This window comes from Acidiphilium cryptum JF-5 (genome assembly GCF_000016725.1).
Classification (GTDB): domain Bacteria; phylum Pseudomonadota; class Alphaproteobacteria; order Acetobacterales; family Acetobacteraceae; genus Acidiphilium; species Acidiphilium multivorum.
This window is the reverse complement of sequence record NC_009484.1, coordinates 2,401,884-2,418,093: the sequence shown is the minus strand read 5'-3', so window position 1 is coordinate 2,418,093 and position 16,210 is coordinate 2,401,884. Positions and strand designations below refer to the sequence as shown.

The 16,210-nt window shown below is 69.8% G+C and carries 10 protein-coding genes; 6 read left to right on the top strand and 4 right to left on the bottom strand.

Annotated elements, in window-relative coordinates; translation table 11 throughout:
- Positions 1-35 precede the first annotated feature (35 nt).
- The 3 genes from ACRY_RS13430 to ppdK are packed head-to-tail and all read left to right on the top strand — an operon-like array spanning position 36 to position 5,779.
- Positions 36-941, top strand: coding sequence for a glycine--tRNA ligase subunit alpha (locus ACRY_RS13430; protein ID WP_007423472.1), 906 nt, complete (start codon positions 36-38; stop codon positions 939-941).
- Complete coding sequence (gene glyS / locus ACRY_RS13425; RefSeq protein ID WP_012039866.1) at positions 934-3,105, top strand: glycine--tRNA ligase subunit beta; 2,172 nt, start codon at positions 934-936, stop codon at positions 3,103-3,105. The genes ACRY_RS13430 and glyS overlap by 8 nt, the downstream gene beginning before the upstream one ends.
- Positions 3,106-3,112: 7 nt before the next feature.
- Positions 3,113-5,779 (top strand): pyruvate, phosphate dikinase, encoded by a 2,667-nt coding sequence (ppdK, locus tag ACRY_RS13420; RefSeq protein ID WP_012039865.1) that lies wholly within the window; start codon positions 3,113-3,115, stop codon positions 5,777-5,779.
- A 101-nt stretch (positions 5,780-5,880) separates the two neighbouring features.
- Here the strand turns inward: ppdK and ACRY_RS13415 are convergent, their stop codons facing one another.
- The 4 genes from ACRY_RS13415 to ACRY_RS13400 form a co-directional block, all read right to left on the bottom strand.
- The gene (locus ACRY_RS13415) at positions 5,881-8,868 is read right to left on the bottom strand and encodes a glycosyltransferase (RefSeq protein ID WP_012039864.1); all 2,988 of its coding nucleotides are present in this window, start codon (positions 8,866-8,868) and stop codon (positions 5,881-5,883) included.
- A gap of 103 nt (positions 8,869-8,971) precedes the next feature.
- Positions 8,972-10,195: a hypothetical protein gene (locus ACRY_RS13410; RefSeq protein ID WP_012039863.1), complete on the bottom strand. Its 1,224-nt coding sequence runs from the start codon at positions 10,193-10,195 to the stop codon at positions 8,972-8,974.
- 2 nt (positions 10,196-10,197) lie between these two features.
- Complete coding sequence (locus ACRY_RS13405) at positions 10,198-10,920, bottom strand: dienelactone hydrolase family protein (protein WP_013640584.1); 723 nt, start codon at positions 10,918-10,920, stop codon at positions 10,198-10,200.
- A gap of 63 nt (positions 10,921-10,983) precedes the next feature.
- Positions 10,984-12,114: a type III PLP-dependent enzyme gene (locus tag ACRY_RS13400; RefSeq protein WP_012039861.1), complete on the bottom strand. Its 1,131-nt coding sequence runs from the start codon at positions 12,112-12,114 to the stop codon at positions 10,984-10,986.
- Between the two features lie 302 nt (positions 12,115-12,416).
- On the opposite strand from ACRY_RS13400, the gene ACRY_RS13395 reads away from it, so the two are divergent.
- From ACRY_RS13395 to ACRY_RS13385, 3 genes are all read left to right on the top strand, one after another.
- Complete coding sequence (locus ACRY_RS13395; protein WP_043509181.1) at positions 12,417-13,136, top strand: response regulator; 720 nt, start codon at positions 12,417-12,419, stop codon at positions 13,134-13,136.
- Complete coding sequence (locus tag ACRY_RS13390) at positions 13,133-14,497, top strand: ATP-binding protein (protein WP_012039859.1); 1,365 nt, start codon at positions 13,133-13,135, stop codon at positions 14,495-14,497. The genes ACRY_RS13395 and ACRY_RS13390 overlap by 4 nt, the downstream gene beginning before the upstream one ends.
- 387 nt (positions 14,498-14,884) lie before the next feature.
- Entirely contained in the window at positions 14,885-16,210 is a 1,326-nt protein-coding gene (locus ACRY_RS13385) for an MFS transporter (protein ID WP_012039858.1), read from the top strand.

Genomic DNA, 16,210 nt, shown 5'->3' with positions numbered 1-16,210 from the left:
CGCCCGCGAAATCACCGGCTCCATATCACGGACCCATGCAAGACCAGAAACACGCCCTGAGCTTCCAGGATATCATTCTCGCGCTGCACCGGTTCTGGGCCCGCCAGGGCTGCGTGATCCTGCAGCCCTACGACATGGAAATGGGGGCCGGAACCTTCCATCCGGCGACCACGCTGCGCTCGCTCGGGCCGAAGCCGTGGGCGGCGGCCTATGTGCAGCCCTCGCGCCGGCCCTCGGACGGGCGGTATGGCGAGAATCCGAACCGGTTGCAGCATTATTATCAGTACCAGGTGATCATGAAGCCCTCGCCGGCGGACGCGCAGGAGCTGCTGCTGGCGAGCTACCGGGAGATCGGGCTCGATCCGCTGCGGCACGATTTCCGCTTCGTCGAGGATGACTGGGAAAGCCCGACGCTGGGCGCCTGGGGACTCGGCTGGGAGATCTGGTGCGACGGGATGGAGGTGGGGCAGTTCACCTATTTCCAGCAGGTCGGCGGGATCGCGGTGGATGTGCCGAGCTTCGAGATGACCTACGGGCTGGAGCGGCTGGCGATGTATGTGCAGGGGGTGGAGAACGTGTTCTCGCTCCGCTTCAACGACGCCGAGGGGCCGCACGCGCTGAGCTATGGCGATGTTTTTCTCCGGGCGGAGAAAGACTATTCGGCGCATAATTTCGAATTCGCCGATACCGAAATGCTGATGCGGCATTTCGGGGATGCGGAGCAGGAATGCGGGGCGCTGGTGGGGCGGGGGCTGGCGCAGCCGGCCTATGACCAGTGCATCAAGGCGAGCCATCTGTTCAACCTGCTGGATGCGCGGGGGGTGATTTCGGTGACCGAGCGCGCCGCGTATATCGGCCGGGTGCGGGCGCTGGCGAAGGCGTGCGCGGAGGTCTGGGTCGCCGGCGAGCGGGCCGAGGCGGAGGCGCAGAAGAATGGCTGAGTTCTTTCTGGAGCTTTTCTCCGAGGAAATTCCGGCGCGGATGCAGGAAGCGGCGGCCGAGCAGCTCGCGAAGCTGGTGGGCGCGCAGCTCGCGCCGCTGTCGCCGCGCGATATAAAGGCCTTCGGCGCCGCGCGGCGGATTGCCGTCGTGGCGACGATCGACGCCGAGGTGCCGGAATCGGCGAGCGAACTGCGCGGGCCGAAGCTCGCCGCACCGCCGCAGGCGCTGGAGGGGTTCCTGCGCAAGAATGGCGCGGCGCGGGAAGAGCTGGTCGAGGAGGACGGGTATTTCCTGCTCCGGCGGAACCTGCCGTCGCGGCCGGCGGGCGAGCTGATCGCGGGGGAATTCGCGCAGGCGCTGGCGGGGTTCGGCTGGCCGAAATCGATGCGCTGGGGGCAGAGCGGGGCGTTCACCTGGGTGCGGCCGTTGCGGCGGGTGGTGTGTCTGCTCGATGGCGAGGTGGTGCCGTTCACGCTCGGGCCGGTTGCGAGCGGGGATGAGAGCGAGGGGCACCGGTTTCTCGCGCCGGGCGCGTTCCGGGTAAGCTCCGCCGCGCAATGGCGGGAGGAGCTGCGGGCGCGGTTCGTGATCGTCGATGCCGATGAGCGGCGGGAACGGATCAGGGCGGGGCTGCGCGCGGCGGCCGGAGACAAAGGGCTCGGCGTTGCCGGGGATGCGGGGCTGCTGGACGAGGTCGCGGGGCTGGTGGAGTGGCCGGTCTGCCTGATCGGGGCGATCGATCCGGGGCAGATGGCGCTGCCGCCGGAGGTGCGCGAACTGTCGATGAAGGTGAACCAGCGCTATTTCGCCACGCGCGACGCGGCGGGGACTCCGGCGCCGTATTTCGCCTTCGTCGCCAATATCGCGGCGAATGACGGCGGGGCGGCGATCATCGCCGGCAATGAGCGGGTGCTGCGGGCAAGGCTCGCGGATGCGGAGCATTTCTGGGCGCAGGACCGGAAGCAGACGCTGGAGTCGTGGCTGCCGAAGCTCGATGCGGTGACGTTCCACGCGAAGCTCGGCACCCAGCATGCGCGGGCCGGGCGGATCGAGGCGCTGGCGCGGGAGATCGCGCTGGCGCTGGGCGCGGATGCGGCGGCGGCGGATGCGGCGGCGCGGGCCGGGCGGCTGTGCAAGGCGGATCTCGTGAGCGGGATGGTCGGCGAGTTCCCCGAGCTTCAGGGCATCATGGGCGGGTATTACGCCGAGGCGTCGGGCGAGGGCGACGCGATCGCCGGGGCGATCCGCACGCATTACCAGCCGAAAGGCCCGTCGGACGAGGTGCCTTCGGGGGTTGTGTCCGCCGCCGTGGCGCTGGCGGACAAGATCGATACGCTGGCCGGGTTCTTCGTGATTGGCGAGAAGCCGACGGGTTCAGGTGATCCCTACGCCTTGCGCCGTGCCGCTCTCGGCGTGATCCGGATTGTGCTGGTGAACCGCTTTGCCCTGCCTCTGCGGCAGATTCTGGACGTGGCTGTTGAGCGAATTAGCGAAAGCATTTTCGCGGCGGCAGAAGAGACAACTGACAAGGCAATCGCCTACGCCCAAAGTCAGAACGTGCCAGTTGGCGCAAGAGCGAGGTTTTTTGCAAGGGTAACAGTCTTAGATCCAGCTTCCGGGAAGCAGATCAATTCACGCGTTCCTGAAATCTTTGACTTTATCATTGATCGCTTGCGCGTGCTTTTGAGAAGCGAAGGCAAGCGGTTCGACGTGCTGAACGCCGTTCTGGATACGGCGCGGGATGACGACCTGACCCGGCTGATCGCGCGGACCGAGGCGCTGGGGGCGTTCCTGGCCACCGAGGACGGGGCGAACCTGCTCGCGGCGTATCGGCGGAGTACAAACATCCTCAGGATCGAGGATGCGAAGGACGGGCCGCACGAGGGCACCATCGATCCCGGGTTGCTGGCGGAGGCGGCGGAGATCGCGCTCGCGGATGCGCTGGAGGCGGTGGATCGCGAGGCCGTGCGGCGCCTGGCCGATGAGGATTTCGCTGGCGCGATGCGGGGTTTCGCGGCGCTGCGCGCGCCGGTCGACGCGTTTTTCGATCATGTGACCGTGAACGCGACGGGAGCAGAATTACGCCGCAATCGTTTGCGATTGCTGGCCCGCCTGCGCGACGTGATGCATCGCGTCGCCGATTTCTCGAAACTGGAAGGGTAATGCCCCGATGAGCAAATACGTCTACAGCTTCGGTCCCGGCGCCAGCGACGGTTCGGCGGCAATGCGCAACCTGCTTGGCGGCAAGGGGGCGAACCTGGCCGAGATGGCGAGCATCGGCCTGCCGGTGCCGCCGGGTTTCACCATCACCACCGAGGTGTGCACCGCGTTCTACGACAATGACCGCGCCTATCCGGAAGGGCTGCGCGAGCAGGTGGACGCGGCGCTGGCGAAGATCGAGGCGGAGGTGGGGCGGCGCTTCGGCGACAAGCACAACCCGCTGCTGGTGTCGGTGCGTTCGGGCGCGCGGGTGTCGATGCCGGGGATGATGGATACCGTGCTCAATCTCGGGCTCAACGACGTGACGGTGCAGGGCCTGGCCGAGGGGGCGGGGGATGCGCGCTTCGCCTGGGATTCGTATCGGCGGTTCATCCAGATGTACGGCTCGGTGGTGCTGGGTGTGGCGCATCACCGGTTCGAGGAGATCATCGAGAACGTGAAGCTCGATGAGGGGGCGACCGAGGACACCCAGCTTTCGGCGCAGGACTGGCACCGCGTGGTCGAGGCCTACAAGGACGTGGTGCAGGCCGAGACCGGCCATCCGTTCCCGCAGGACCCGCACGACCAGCTCTGGGGCGCGGTGGGGGCGGTGTTCGGCTCGTGGATGAACCAGCGGGCGATCACCTATCGGCGGCTGCACGAGATCCCGGCCGACTGGGGCACGGCGGTGAACGTGCAGGCGATGGTGTTCGGCAACATGGGCGAGGATTGCGCGACCGGCGTGTGCTTCACCCGCGACCCATCGACCGGGGTGAACGAGTTCTACGGCGAATATCTGCCGAACGCGCAGGGCGAGGACGTGGTGGCGGGCATCCGCACGCCGCGGCCGCTGTCGAAATCCTATGCGAAGCCGGGCGAGATCAGCCTGGAGGAGGCGATGCCGCAGGCCTATGCCGAGCTGGTGCGGGTGCGCGAGACGCTGGAGCGGCATTACCGCGACATGCAGGACATCGAATTCACCATCCAGCGGCAGAAGCTGTACATGTTGCAGACGCGCAACGGCAAGCGGACCGCGCCGGCCAGCGTGCGGATCGCGGTGGAGATGGCGGAGTCGGGGCTGATCGACCAGCGCGAGGCGGTGACGCGGGTGAACCCGCAATCGCTCGACCAGCTGCTGCATCCGACGCTCGATCCGAAGGCGAAGAAGACGCTGCTGGCGCGCGGGCTGCCGGCCTCGCCGGGGGCGGCGTCGGGCATCGTGGTGTTCTCGGCCGACGAGGCGGAGATGCGGGCGCAGAAGGGCGAGGCGGTGATCCTGGTGCGGATCGAGACCAGCCCCGAGGATATTCACGGGATGCAAGCGGCGCGCGGCATCCTGACCACGCGGGGCGGGATGACCAGCCACGCGGCGGTGGTCGCGCGCGGGATGGGGCGGCCCTGTGTTGCGGGTGCCGGCGGCATTCACGTCGATTACGGTGCGAAGACGCTCGCCGCCGGCGGGGTGGTCGTGCGCGCGGGCGACACGATCACGCTGGACGGGGCGACGGGCGAGATCTTCACCGGCTTCGTGCCGATGATCGAGCCGCAGCTGTCGGGCGATTTCGCCAAGCTGATGGGCTGGGCCGACGCGGTGCGCCGGCTGCGGGTGCGGGCGAACGCGGAGACGCCGCTGGACGCCGAGACGGCGCGCAAGTTCGGCGCCGAGGGGATCGGCCTGTCGCGCACCGAGCACATGTTCTTCGACCCGGAGCGGATCGGCGCGGTGCGGCAGATGATCATGGCGCATGACGAGGCCGGACGGCGGGCGGCGCTGGCGAAGCTGCTGCCGTATCAGCGGCAGGATTTCGTGGCGTTGTTCCGCATCATGGCGGGGCTGCCGGTGACGATCCGCCTGCTCGACCCGCCGCTGCACGAATTCCTGCCGCATGGCGAGGCGGAGCTGGAGGAAGTGGCGGCGGCGCTGGGCATGGGCGTCGAGGCGATGCGCCAGCGCGCGGCCGAGCTTTCCGAGGCGAACCCGATGCTCGGGCATCGCGGCTGCCGCCTCGGCATTTCGTTCCCGGAAATCTACGAGATGCAGGCGCGGGCGATCTTCGAGGCGGCGCTGGAGGTGGAGACCGAGACCGGCAAGGCGCCGGTGCCGGAGATCATGATTCCGCTGGTGGGGATGAAGCGCGAGCTGGACATCACCCGCGGGCAGGTGGAGCGCGTGGCCAGCGCGGTGTTCGACGAGGCGGGGCGGGTGCTGGACTACAGCATCGGCACGATGATCGAGCTGCCGCGCGCGGCGCTGACGGCGGACACGATCGCGCAGTCCGCCGATTTCTTCTCCTTCGGCACCAACGACCTGACGCAGACGGTGTTCGGCCTGTCGCGCGACGATGCCGGCAAGTTCCTGCCGAAATATGTCGAGAGCGGAATCCTGCCGAAGGACCCGTTCGTCTCGCTCGACATCGAGGGCGTCGGCGGGATGATCCGCATCGCCGCCGAGCGCGGGCGGGGCACCAAGGGCGGGCTCAAGCTCGGGATCTGCGGCGAGCATGGCGGCGATCCGGCCTCGATCGCGTTCTGCGAGGAGATCGGGCTCGATTACGTGTCGTGCAGCCCGTATCGGGTGCCGGTGGCGCGGCTGGCGGCGCAGGCGGCGATCGGCGCGGGCGGCGACCGGACGGCGTAAGCCGGATTTTTGCTCCGCCGACCGGATGGCGGAGCAGAAATACGGTCTGAGGCGCGCTGGAGCGGGTGTCTGGTCTGGCGCGCGGGCGGGCGCAAAAACGGTCAGGCGCTGATGGCGTCGAGGATCCGGCGGACCGTGGCTTCGAAGGGGGCCCGGCCGTTTTCCGCGGCGAGGCGGCGCAGCGCGGAATCGCGCAGCGCGGTCCAGCGGGTTTCGTCGCGGTAGAGCGAGGCGATCTCGGCGGCGAAGGCGGCGGCGTCGGCGGTGGCCGGGGTGGCGATGTCCTTGCCCGGGGTCCAGCCGAGCTGGCGGCAGAGCAGTGGCGTTGCCACGCAGGGCAGGCCGAACGAGGCGGTTTCGTAGACCTTGTAGGGTGTTCCGGCGGCGAAGCGGGTGGGGGCGATGAACAGGCGGTGCTCGTCATAGGCGGGGCGCAGCTCGGCCACCGTGCCGCGCAGCTCGATGCCCGGGATGCCGCGGAATTCGGCGAGGTCGAGATCCGGCGCGGTGTAGCCGACGAAGCTGAGGGTCGGCGGCTCGTCCATGATCCGCCGCAGGGCGGGCAGGATTTCGTCGCGATACCAGCGCAGGCTGTCGAGATTCGGGCTGTCCTCGCGGTGGATGCTGGCGACGAAGAGCAGGCCGGCGCGCGCGGCGAAGGGGCGCGGCGTGGGATCGGGCGCGCGGATGGTGCCGAGCACGGCGACGCCGGGCAGGCCGGCGGCGCGGAGCAGGGCGGCTTCCGCCTCGTTCACCGCGGTGACATGCCGGCAGACCATGGCCGGGCGCATTTCGGCGGCGACGGCGGCGGCGAGGTCGAACGCGGCCTCGCCGCGCAGGGCGGCGGCCTCGGCCTCGCGGGTGGCGGCGACGGCCTCGGTATCGACCACGAAGGGCGTTGTGGCCGGATCGATCCCCGCCGCCTCGAAGATCGGGGCGGTGCGCATCAGGTTGTGGGTGCGGGAGATCCAGACCGCGTCGTAGAAGCCGGGGCGCTCGGCGAGAAGGGCCGGCAGGGTCATGATCGAGCGGTCGTGCAGCACCTCGGCGGTTTCGGGCAGGTCGCCGAACTGGCTCATCAGGTCGTGCCGCGCGCCGTTCACCGGCAGGACCGAGACCTGCCAGCCGGCATCGGCGATGGCGTGCACCACGTCGTTGGCGCGGACGAAGCCGGAGCCGAGGCGGCGGAGCGGCACGGTATCCTCGAGGAACAGCAGCCGCCGTCCGGCGCCGTTGCGCGCGCGGGCGCGGATTTCGCCGCCCGGCGCCGGCGCCTGCTGGAAGTGCAGGAACGCCTTGTGCTTGCGGACGAAGACGCGGCGGTTGCGGCGCATCTGCTGCATCGCCGCCTCGGCGTTGCTCGAACTGCCGTATTCGAGGTGGTGGATGGTGACGTCCGGGTCGTAGATGACGCGGAAGCCGGCCTCGATCATCCGCACGCAGAGATCGACCTCCTCGTAATAGGCGGGGCGGAAGGCTTCGTCGAAGCCGCCGAGGCGGCGCACGAGATCGGTGCGGCAGAGCAGGAAGACGCCGGAGCAGAAATCGACGTCGCGGACGAAATTGGCCTCGGGGGCCAGCGGCGAGGCGTCGCGCAGGTAGCCCTGGGTCGAGCCGTCGGCCCAGACGATCGAGCCGGCTTCCTGCAGGCGGCCATGGGTGCGGATGACCTTGCCGCCGACGGCGCCGATATCGGGTGCCGAGGCGAGGCGGCGCAGGGCGGCGGCGATGGCGCCGAAGCCGAGCTCGACATCGTTGTTGAGGTAAAGCACCGCCGGGGCGCGGACCTCGCGCAGGCCGCGATTGCAGGCGAGCAGGAAGCCGGGATTGCCGGGCTCGCGGAGGATGGTCGCGCCGCGGACATAGGTCTCGATCCGGGCGGTGGCGTCGGTCGAGCCGTTGTCGATCAGGATGAGGTCGAGATCGCCGGGGAAGTTGGCGCGCAGGGAGGCGAGCGCCTGCATGGTCAGCTCGAATTTCTCGTGCAGCACCATGATGACCGAAAGCGCGGGCGGGGCGGACGGAGCGAAGTCGATCCGCTGGCGGGCGAACAGGGCGGACTGGTTGCGCGCGCGCAGTTCGAAGAGCTGGCGGGCGGCGCGTTCGGGCAGGTCCGGCACGCGCTCGGGCGGGCAGTGGTCGAGCCCCTCGCGCAGGCCGATCGTGCGCAGATGGGCGAAGGCGTCGCGCACCGCGCCGGCGGCGAGATCGTTGCGGACGCGGGGGTTGGTGTCGCGGTAGTAGATCAGGTCGATGTCGGCGCGGGGGCGGCGTAGTTCGAGCGTGCCGTAGCGGACGAAATGATGGTAGCCGCTGCGGAACACGCCGGCCTCGACGGCGGCGGCGATGTCGTCATAGGTGTCGAGATGGTAGCGCTCGGAGAATTCCGGCACCGGGTCGAAGCCGGCGGCCTCGCCGCGCGTGATGTAGTGGTGCAGCGCGTTGCGGGCGCGGCCCTCGGCGATGTCGTCGCGCGCGGATTCGTGCATCGCGGCGTACCAGGCGGGGTCGAAATAGGGCGAGGTGGCGCGTTCGGGCGTGTCGTCCCAGAGCGCGTAGAGATAGTGGACGAAGGGGCCCATGGACTCGAGCCGCGCCGCGCCCTCTCCCGCCGCCTCGACCTCGCGGCGGTAGAACGCGCTGTCGAACAGGAAGTGGCAGATCCGCTGCTCGCGCTGGCCGGATTTCAGCCAGTGGTCGTAGCGGCCGAAGCAGCGGTGGCGGTCGAGATTCTCGAGCGACATGTCGGCGTGCAGGTCGCCGTAGAGCGTGTCGTCGAACAGCCAGTGCGGCGAGAGGCCGCGATGGCCGTACTGGCAGAAATGATCGAAGCCCGAGGCGTAGCCGCCCTCGGCGACCAGCGCCGCGATGTCGGGGTTGCTGGCGCGGTAGAAGCCTTCGTCGAAGAGCGGGCTCGGGCTGTGCCCCAGCCGGCCGCCGACGGCGAGGTAGTATTCGAGCAGGGCGGCCTCGTCGCGCCCGGCGGCGATGTCCGGATGGCGGAGGGCGTACCAGACCGGATCGAAGAGCGCCCAGGCGGGTCGTTGCTCGGCGGGGAGGCGCAATAGGAGATGGGCGGGCTGGGGCACCTGAAATGGTCTCGCGGCTGAAATGACGGATCGAAAATGGACGGCGAATGCAGGGCGACAGAACTGCAAAAACCGGTCGAGCGCAAGAACGGCTGAGAAACGGTTAGCGGATCAGCGGGTCGTGGCCGGAGTCGGCGAGCGCGGCCCAGGCCGTGGGGGCGAGGGCGGGGACGGGATAATACAGGAACGGCTTGGCGCCGCGGCCGGGCCCGACCGCGAGGCCGGTGGACAGCACGGCGCCGCCCGTCGCCCGGAGGAATCCGGAGCGGGTGCGCGCGGCGCGCAGCGTGGCGGCGAAGCGGACCGCCGTTGTCTGGTGGCCGCCGGCGCGGCGCAGGGCGAGCAGCGCGAAGCCGGTGCCCTCGGTCCAGAGTCCCTGGCTGGCGGCGCTGAAGCCGATTCCGGCCGGCGCGCCGCGCGGCTGGCCGAGCGCGCCGAGGCAGGCGGCGATTCCGGCGGGCGGGGCCAGGCCGGCGAGGACCGGCCAGAGATTGGCGTCCGCGGCGACGAGGCGGTTGGGGGCGCCGCCGGGCAGCAGGCCGGCGGCGAACAGGCCGGTGGCGGGATCGCGCATGGCGCGGACGAAGCGCGCGGCGTGGGCGGCCTCCGCCCGCCGGCCGAGCCGGGCGAAGGCCACCGCGAGATCGGTGTTTTGTTCCGTGCTGGTCCAGCGCAGGCGCTGCGGATGCGGCGGGAAGCCGAACACGCCGCCGGTGAAGCCGCGCGGGGCGCGGCATTGGGTGACGATCCAGTCCGCCGCGCGTGTTGCCGCCTCGCGGTAGCGGGCCGCGTTGACCCCGGCGCGGGCGAGTGCGGTCCAGAGCAGGATGGCCCAGGCGATCGGGCCGGTTTCGCTGCCGGTCTGGTACGGGTCCTCGGCCCAGTGGCCGCCCGCCGCGTCCCACCAGCCGGGCAGGGGGACGGCGCCGTGGAGCAGGCGCATCGTCCCGGCGCGGTAGGCGTTGCGCAGGCGGAAATCGCGGTGATCGGGGTCGTGGGTCTGGGCGAGGACGAGGGCGTCGGCGATGCGGGCGGCGCGCGGCGCGTCGCCCGCGGCGAGGAGGGCGAGGCCGGCGAGGGCGTTGTCATAGACATAGGCGACGCCGTCATTGGCGGGGAAGAAGGCGGGGAAGCGGCGGTTGGCCGCGGTGTCGGGGTAGCTCGCCAGCAGGGCGGGGCCGGGGGGAATCGAGTCGATCGCGGCGGCGATGGCGGTGGTGGGGGATGGCGGCGCGGCGGCGCGGGCGGTGGTGTGGGCGAGGGCCGGGCTCGTGGCGAGCCCGGCGAGCAGGGCGCGGCGGCGGATCGGCCGCGCCGCGCCCCGCATGGTCAGGACAGCGCCTCGACCAGCGCCTCGGCGGTGCGGCCATTGGCGATGGTGGCGGCGCGGCGGTCGAAATGCACGCCGTTGACGCGGGCGAAGGCGTGGTGGACGGCGGGATAGACATGCGAGGAGACCAGGGCGTTGCCCTTCGTCGCCGCCATCACCGCGTCGCGCGCCTCTTTCGGGGCGAACTCGTCGAGCTCGGCCATGTGCATCACCAGCTTGCGGCCGATGTTGCCGAATTCGGGGATCAGCTTGTCGAGCATGACGCCGTAATAGGAGATGTTCACGTCGGCGTCCGACCGTGTGGCCATCATCACCGCGAGGCGGCCGCCGAGGCAGAAGCCGACGGTGCCGACCTTGCCGTTGCAGCCCGGCAGGGCGCGGGCGGTGGCGAGGGTGGTCTTGAGATCCTCGATCCCCTTGTCCTGGTCGAAGCCGTTCATCAGCTCGAAGGCGCGCTTCCACTCGGCCTCGGACTTGTCGGTGAGGTCGACGCCCGGCTCCTGCCGCCAGAACAGGTCCGGCGCGATGGCGATGAAGCCCATCTCGGCGATTTCCTGGCAGGTCGCGCGCAGCGCGTCGTTCACGCCGAAGATTTCCTGGATCACCACCACCGCGCCGGTCGGCTTGACGGAGGGGGTGACGGTGTAGGCCTTGAACGCGCCCGAACCGTCGGCGGCCTTGATGTCGATGCTGCCGATGGTCGTCGTGATCTTGTCGGTCATGAGGCTCTCCCTGAGCGCTGGTTGCAACAACGCGCCGCCCGGACGCCGGGCGGCGCGACTGCGTCAGAGATAGTGTTCTTCCGGCGGGAGAAAACCGTTGAACCCCTGGCTCGCGTAACTTGTCACGTAGGCGCCGGTATCGTGGATCAGCACGCGGTCGCCGGCGGCGAGGGATGCGGGCAGCGGGCAGGGGGTTTCGCGATACATCACATCCACGCCATCGCAGCTCGGCCCGGCGAGCACGGCGGGCGCGTCGGCGCCGGCGACGCCGGGGGCGGTGATGCGGTAGCGGATGGCCTCGCCCTCGGTTTCGGCGAGGCCGCCGAAACGGCCGAGATCGAGATAGACCCAGCGGCGGCCCTCATCCTCGTGCCTTGTGCAGGCGAGCACCACCTCGCTCACCGCAACGCCGGCATCGCCGACGATGGCGCGGCCGGGCTCGATCAGCAGGTCCGGCACGTTGTTGCCGAAGGCTTGGCGCACGGTATCCATGATCGCGGCGCCGAAATCGCCGAGCGGCGGGATGTCGTCGCGGTAGCGGGTCGGGAAGCCGCCGCCGAGATTGAGCAGCCGCAGGTCGATCCCGCGCGCCCGCAGGTCGGTGAACACGGCGGCGGCCTGGCCGATCGCGGTGCGCCAGGCGCCGACGCCGGTCTGCTGGCTGCCGACATGAAAGGAGACGCCCCAGGGGATCAGGCCGCGTTCGGCGGCGCGGACCAGCAGGTCGCGCGCATGGGTGCCGCTGGTGCCGAACTTGCGCGAGAGCGGCCAGTCCGCCCCGTCCTGGCTGACGGCGAGGCGGCAATAGACTTTCGCGCCGGGCGCGGCCTCGGCGAGCTTGTCCAGCTCCTCGTCGGAATCGAAGGCGAAGAGATCGACGCCGCGCGCATGCGCCTCGGCGATGGCGGCGCGCTTCTTGACCGTGTTGCCGAAGCTGATCGCGGCGGGGGCGGCGCCGGCGGCGAGGCAGGCGCGGATTTCCTCGATGCTGGCGGCATCGAAGCGCGAGCCGAGGCCGACCAGGCGATCGAGCACCGGGGCGGCCGGATTGGCCTTCACCGCGTAGTAGATCGCGGCGTCCGGCAGGGCGGCGCGCAGGGCGGCGAAATTCGCCGCCACGCGATCGAGATCGACGAGGATGGCCGGCGTGGAGACCATGCCGGAATCGAGAAAACGGGCGAGCTTGGGGGTCATGACCCACTCCCTTCCCAGATCCATGGGCCCGGCGCTTGCGGCGCAGGGCGGGTTGCGAAACGGTCGAACGAACCAGCGACCAGACGAAACCGGCACGAATGCCGGGTTGTTGCCAGAACGCTTGACGTCGTTGCGTAACCCCCGACGGGAGGCAGAGGCACGTGCGTTGCTGCGTGGAGCGCGACATAGGGCCATCACCCCGGGGGCGCAAGTAAAATCTTGGACGCCGGGGCATGATCATTTTGCGTAAGGAAATGCAACGGCGCGCCCAAAGTGAAACGATCCCGGCTATTGTAACAGCCATGGACATCATGCCGCACATCCTCGTGGTCGACGATGACCGCGAAATCCGTGAACTGCTCGCCCGCTTTCTCGAACGCCAGCGCTTCCGCGTCACCGCCGTGCGGGATGCGCGCGAGGCGCGGCGGGCCTACCTCAACGGCCATTACCAGCTCGTCGTGCTCGATCTCATGCTGCCCGGCGAATCGGGGATCGATTTCGCTCGCTGGCTGCGCGGGGAATCGCAGGTGCCGATCATCATGCTCACGGCGCTGGGCGAGGAGCCGGACCGGATCATCGGCCTCGAACTCGGCGCCGACGACTATGTGACGAAGCCGTTCAACCCGCGCGAGCTGGTGGCGCGGATCCGCGCGGTGCTGCGCCGCGTCGGCGAGAACGAGACCCCGGGCCGCGAAAGCTCGGCGCGGCTCTACCGCTTCGCCGGGTGGGTGCTGGAGACGTCGCGGCGCCGGCTGCTCGACCCGCACGGGGTCGAGGTGCCGCTGACCGGCGGGGAATACGACCTGCTGCTCGCCCTGCTCGACCGGCCGAACCGGGTGCTGACCCGCGACATGCTGCTCGACCTGCTGCGCGGGCGGCAGGCGGGGCCGTTCGACCGGGCGATCGACGTCGCGATCTCGCGGCTGCGGCGCAAGCTCGAGGATGACGGGCGGCACGCGCAGATCATCAAGACGGTGCGCGGCGGCGGCTATGTGCTGGCGGTGCCGGTCGAGCGTTCATGACCCTCGGCCGGATCTGGGCACGGCTGAAATTCTGGCCTTCCAGCCTCGCCTGGCGCACCGGGCTCGTTCTGCTGCTCGGGTTTTCGCTGATCCAGGCCATCGGCCTCGGCGTTCATGTGCTCAACCAGATCGAGGTGAACGGGATCGTCGCCGAACGCGCGATCGCGACGCGGGACGGCGCGCTCTATCGCCGGGTGGTGAGCGCGCCGAAGCCGCTGCGGGCGCAGATCGTGGCGGAGGCGAACGGCGTCGCCGGCGACCGGGTCAGCCTCGATCCGGTGCCGCCCTATTCCGGCACCTTCACCCTGCCGCTGCCGACCCGGCAGATCATCCAGGGTTCGCTGCTCGCCTTTCCGATGCCCGATTTCCTGCAGCCGAGGCAGGTGGTGATGCGGGGCACGACCGCGCCCTCGACCACGATCCTGAGCTTCGAGCTGCCGGATGGCGGCTGGCTGACGGTGCAGAGCCCGTTCCGGCCGCGCCCGCCCTGGGAACAGCCCGGCTTCGCGAGCGCCTTTCTGGTGATGTTCGCGCTCGGCGCGCTGCTGATCTTCTGGGGGGTGGTCAGGCTGACCGCGCCGGTCCGCACGCTGGCCGCCGCCGCCGAGCAGCTCGGGCGCGACATCGCCCATGCGCCGTCGCTGCCGGAGGGCGGGGCGACCGAGATCGCCACCGCGGCCATCGCGTTCAATACGATGGCCGCGCGCATCCGCCGCTTCGTCGAGGACCGGACCTTCCTGCTCACCGCCATCGGCCACGACCTGCGCACGCCGATCACCCGGCTCCGGCTGCGCGCCGAATTCCTCGACGACGACGCGCAGCGCGAGAAGATCCTCGCCGATCTCGACGAGCTGGAGGCGATGCTGACCTCGACCATCGCCTTCGGGCGCGACGTGGCGCAGACCGAGGCCTCGGTGCCGGTCGACCTCGCGATCCTGCTGCGCACCGTGATCGACGAGACGGCCGATATCGCCCCCGCCGCTTCGGCCAGGCTCGCCTATCAGGGGCCCGATCACATCACCATCCGCGGCCGGCCGCTCTCGCTCAAGCGCGCCTTCGCCAACCTGATCGGCAACGCGGTGAAATACGGCCAGTCGGCGCGGGTCTCGCTGCACCAGGCGGAGCGGCATACGCTGCGCGTCGATATCGAGGATGACGGGCCGGGCGTGCCGCCGGGCGAGCTGGAGCGGGTGTTCGAGCCGTTCCGCCGGCTGGAGACCAGCCGCAACCGCGAGACCGGCGGCTCGGGGCTCGGCCTCGCCATCGCCCGCAACGCGATCCGCGCGCATGGCGGCGACATCACGCTGGCGAACCGGCCGGGCGGCAAGGGGCTGATCGCCAGCGTGTATCTGCCCGAATGAACGCAGGCGCATCGCCGCGAGACCGGATCTGGCGGCGATGCGCCGGTTGAGGAAGATCGAGTAAAATACAGGGATATTTCCGCGCGTTCGCCGGGAATGACATGAATCCTGCGATTTTTTCTTGATCCGTGAGCTGACGCCTCCATATCTGGATTGAGACTGCAATCTCAGATGGTGCCCGTCGGGCGCCTGATTCATGAGTCGCCGCGTGTCCCGGTTGCCGGGGCGCGGCGGGCCGGGCGCCGCGACGAGGCGACCGGCGCCGTGATGACGCGCTGACGCCGTCCGGCCGCAACCCAGGACCCGACCGGTTCGCCCCGCGCCGCCCCTCACCGGGGCGCGGCGATGCGTCGCCGCCGTTCGGGAAGAACGAAAGCGAGGTCCAAGATGCCGCACCCTGCTTCTGAGCCGCACCCGGCTTCCTCCGCCACCGCGCCCTCGCGGCGCAGGAAACGCCGCACCCTCTCGCTCGGCAATCTCAGCGCCGGCACGATCGGGAACGTGCTGGAATGGTACGATTTCGGCCTCTACGGCTATCTCGCGCCGATGATCGCCAGCCTGTTCTTCCCCTCGTCCGACAAGATCGCCTCGTTGCTCGGCGCCTATGGCGGGTTCGCCATCGGGTTCATGATGCGGCCGATCGGCGGGGTGATCTTCGGCCATCTCGGCGACCGGGTGGGGCGGCAGACGGTGCTGGTGACCTCGGTGGTGATGATGGGGCTGGCGACCACGGCGGTCGGGCTGTTGCCGACCTATCAGCAGATCGGCTTCTGGGCGCCGGTGCTGCTGCTGGTGGTGCGGCTGTTCCAGGGCCTGTCGGTGGGCGGGGAGTTCACCGGCTCGGTGTCGTATCTCGTGGAAACCGCGCCGGCGAACCGGCGGGGCTTCGCCGGCAGTTTCGCGAATTTCGGCTCGACCGGCGGCTATCTGCTCGCCGCCGGCTTCGCCGCGCTGACCACGCTGATGGCGGGCCATCATGCGGTGCAGGGCTGGGCCTGGCGCGTGCCGTTCCTCGCCGGCGGCGTGCTCGCGGTGCTGGCCTATCTGGTGCGTTCGCGGCTGACCGATACCGGATATGAGCCCGACAAGGCGGCGGAGGATGACGAACTGCCGATCCGCCAGGCGTTCCGCCGCAGCCCGAAGATCATGCTGCTGGCGATGCTGTTCACCTGGGGCTATGGCGTCGCGGATTATCTCACCCTCGTGTTCCTGCCGACCTTCGGGTCCAAGTTCGGCGCGATTTCCGACGGCCTGGCGCTGGAGATCGTGACCGTCACGCAGCTTTTCGTGCTTGTCCTGATCCCGCTGACCGGCTGGCTGACCGATCACTGGATCCTGCGCCGCTCCTGGCTGATCGGCAATTTCGGCTTGCTGCTGGTTCTGGCGCTGCCCTTCTTCGCGATGGCGCAGGGGGCGTTGACGCCCTTCGCCATCGCCCAGGTGGTCTCGGGCCTGATGCTCGGCTCGATCATGGGCGTCGCCCCGGCGATGCTCTCCGAGCAGTTCCGCTCTGAATACCGGCTGTCGGGCTATTCGCTGGCGTTCAATGTCGGGCTCGGGATCGGCGGCGGCACGGCGCCGCTGATCGCCACCGCGCTGATCGGGCTGACCGGAGTGAAGCTCGCCGCCGGCGCCTATCTGCTGGTCGGCTGCGCGATGTCGGTGGTCGCGCTGTGGATGCTGAAGGACCGCGGCCGCCAGCCCCTGAGGTGA

What these genes read in the sequence shown, in the direction of transcription:
- ACRY_RS13430 (WP_007423472.1), top strand. Translation starts at nt 36, where the DNA reads ATGCAAGACCAGAAACACGCCCTGAGCTTCCAGGATATCATTCTCGCG.
- glyS (WP_012039866.1), top strand. Translation starts at nt 934, where the DNA reads ATGGCTGAGTTCTTTCTGGAGCTTTTCTCCGAGGAAATTCCGGCGCGG.
- ppdK (WP_012039865.1), top strand. Translation starts at nt 3,113, where the DNA reads ATGAGCAAATACGTCTACAGCTTCGGTCCCGGCGCCAGCGACGGTTCG.
- ACRY_RS13410 (WP_012039863.1), bottom strand. Translation starts at nt 10,195, where the DNA reads ATGCGGGGCGCGGCGCGGCCGATCCGCCGCCGCGCCCTGCTCGCCGGG.
- ACRY_RS13405 (WP_013640584.1), bottom strand. Translation starts at nt 10,920, where the DNA reads ATGACCGACAAGATCACGACGACCATCGGCAGCATCGACATCAAGGCC.
- ACRY_RS13400 (WP_012039861.1), bottom strand. Translation starts at nt 12,114, where the DNA reads ATGACCCCCAAGCTCGCCCGTTTTCTCGATTCCGGCATGGTCTCCACG.
- ACRY_RS13395 (WP_043509181.1), top strand. Translation starts at nt 12,417, where the DNA reads ATGGACATCATGCCGCACATCCTCGTGGTCGACGATGACCGCGAAATC.
- ACRY_RS13390 (WP_012039859.1), top strand. Translation starts at nt 13,133, where the DNA reads ATGACCCTCGGCCGGATCTGGGCACGGCTGAAATTCTGGCCTTCCAGC.
- ACRY_RS13385 (WP_012039858.1), top strand. Translation starts at nt 14,885, where the DNA reads ATGCCGCACCCTGCTTCTGAGCCGCACCCGGCTTCCTCCGCCACCGCG.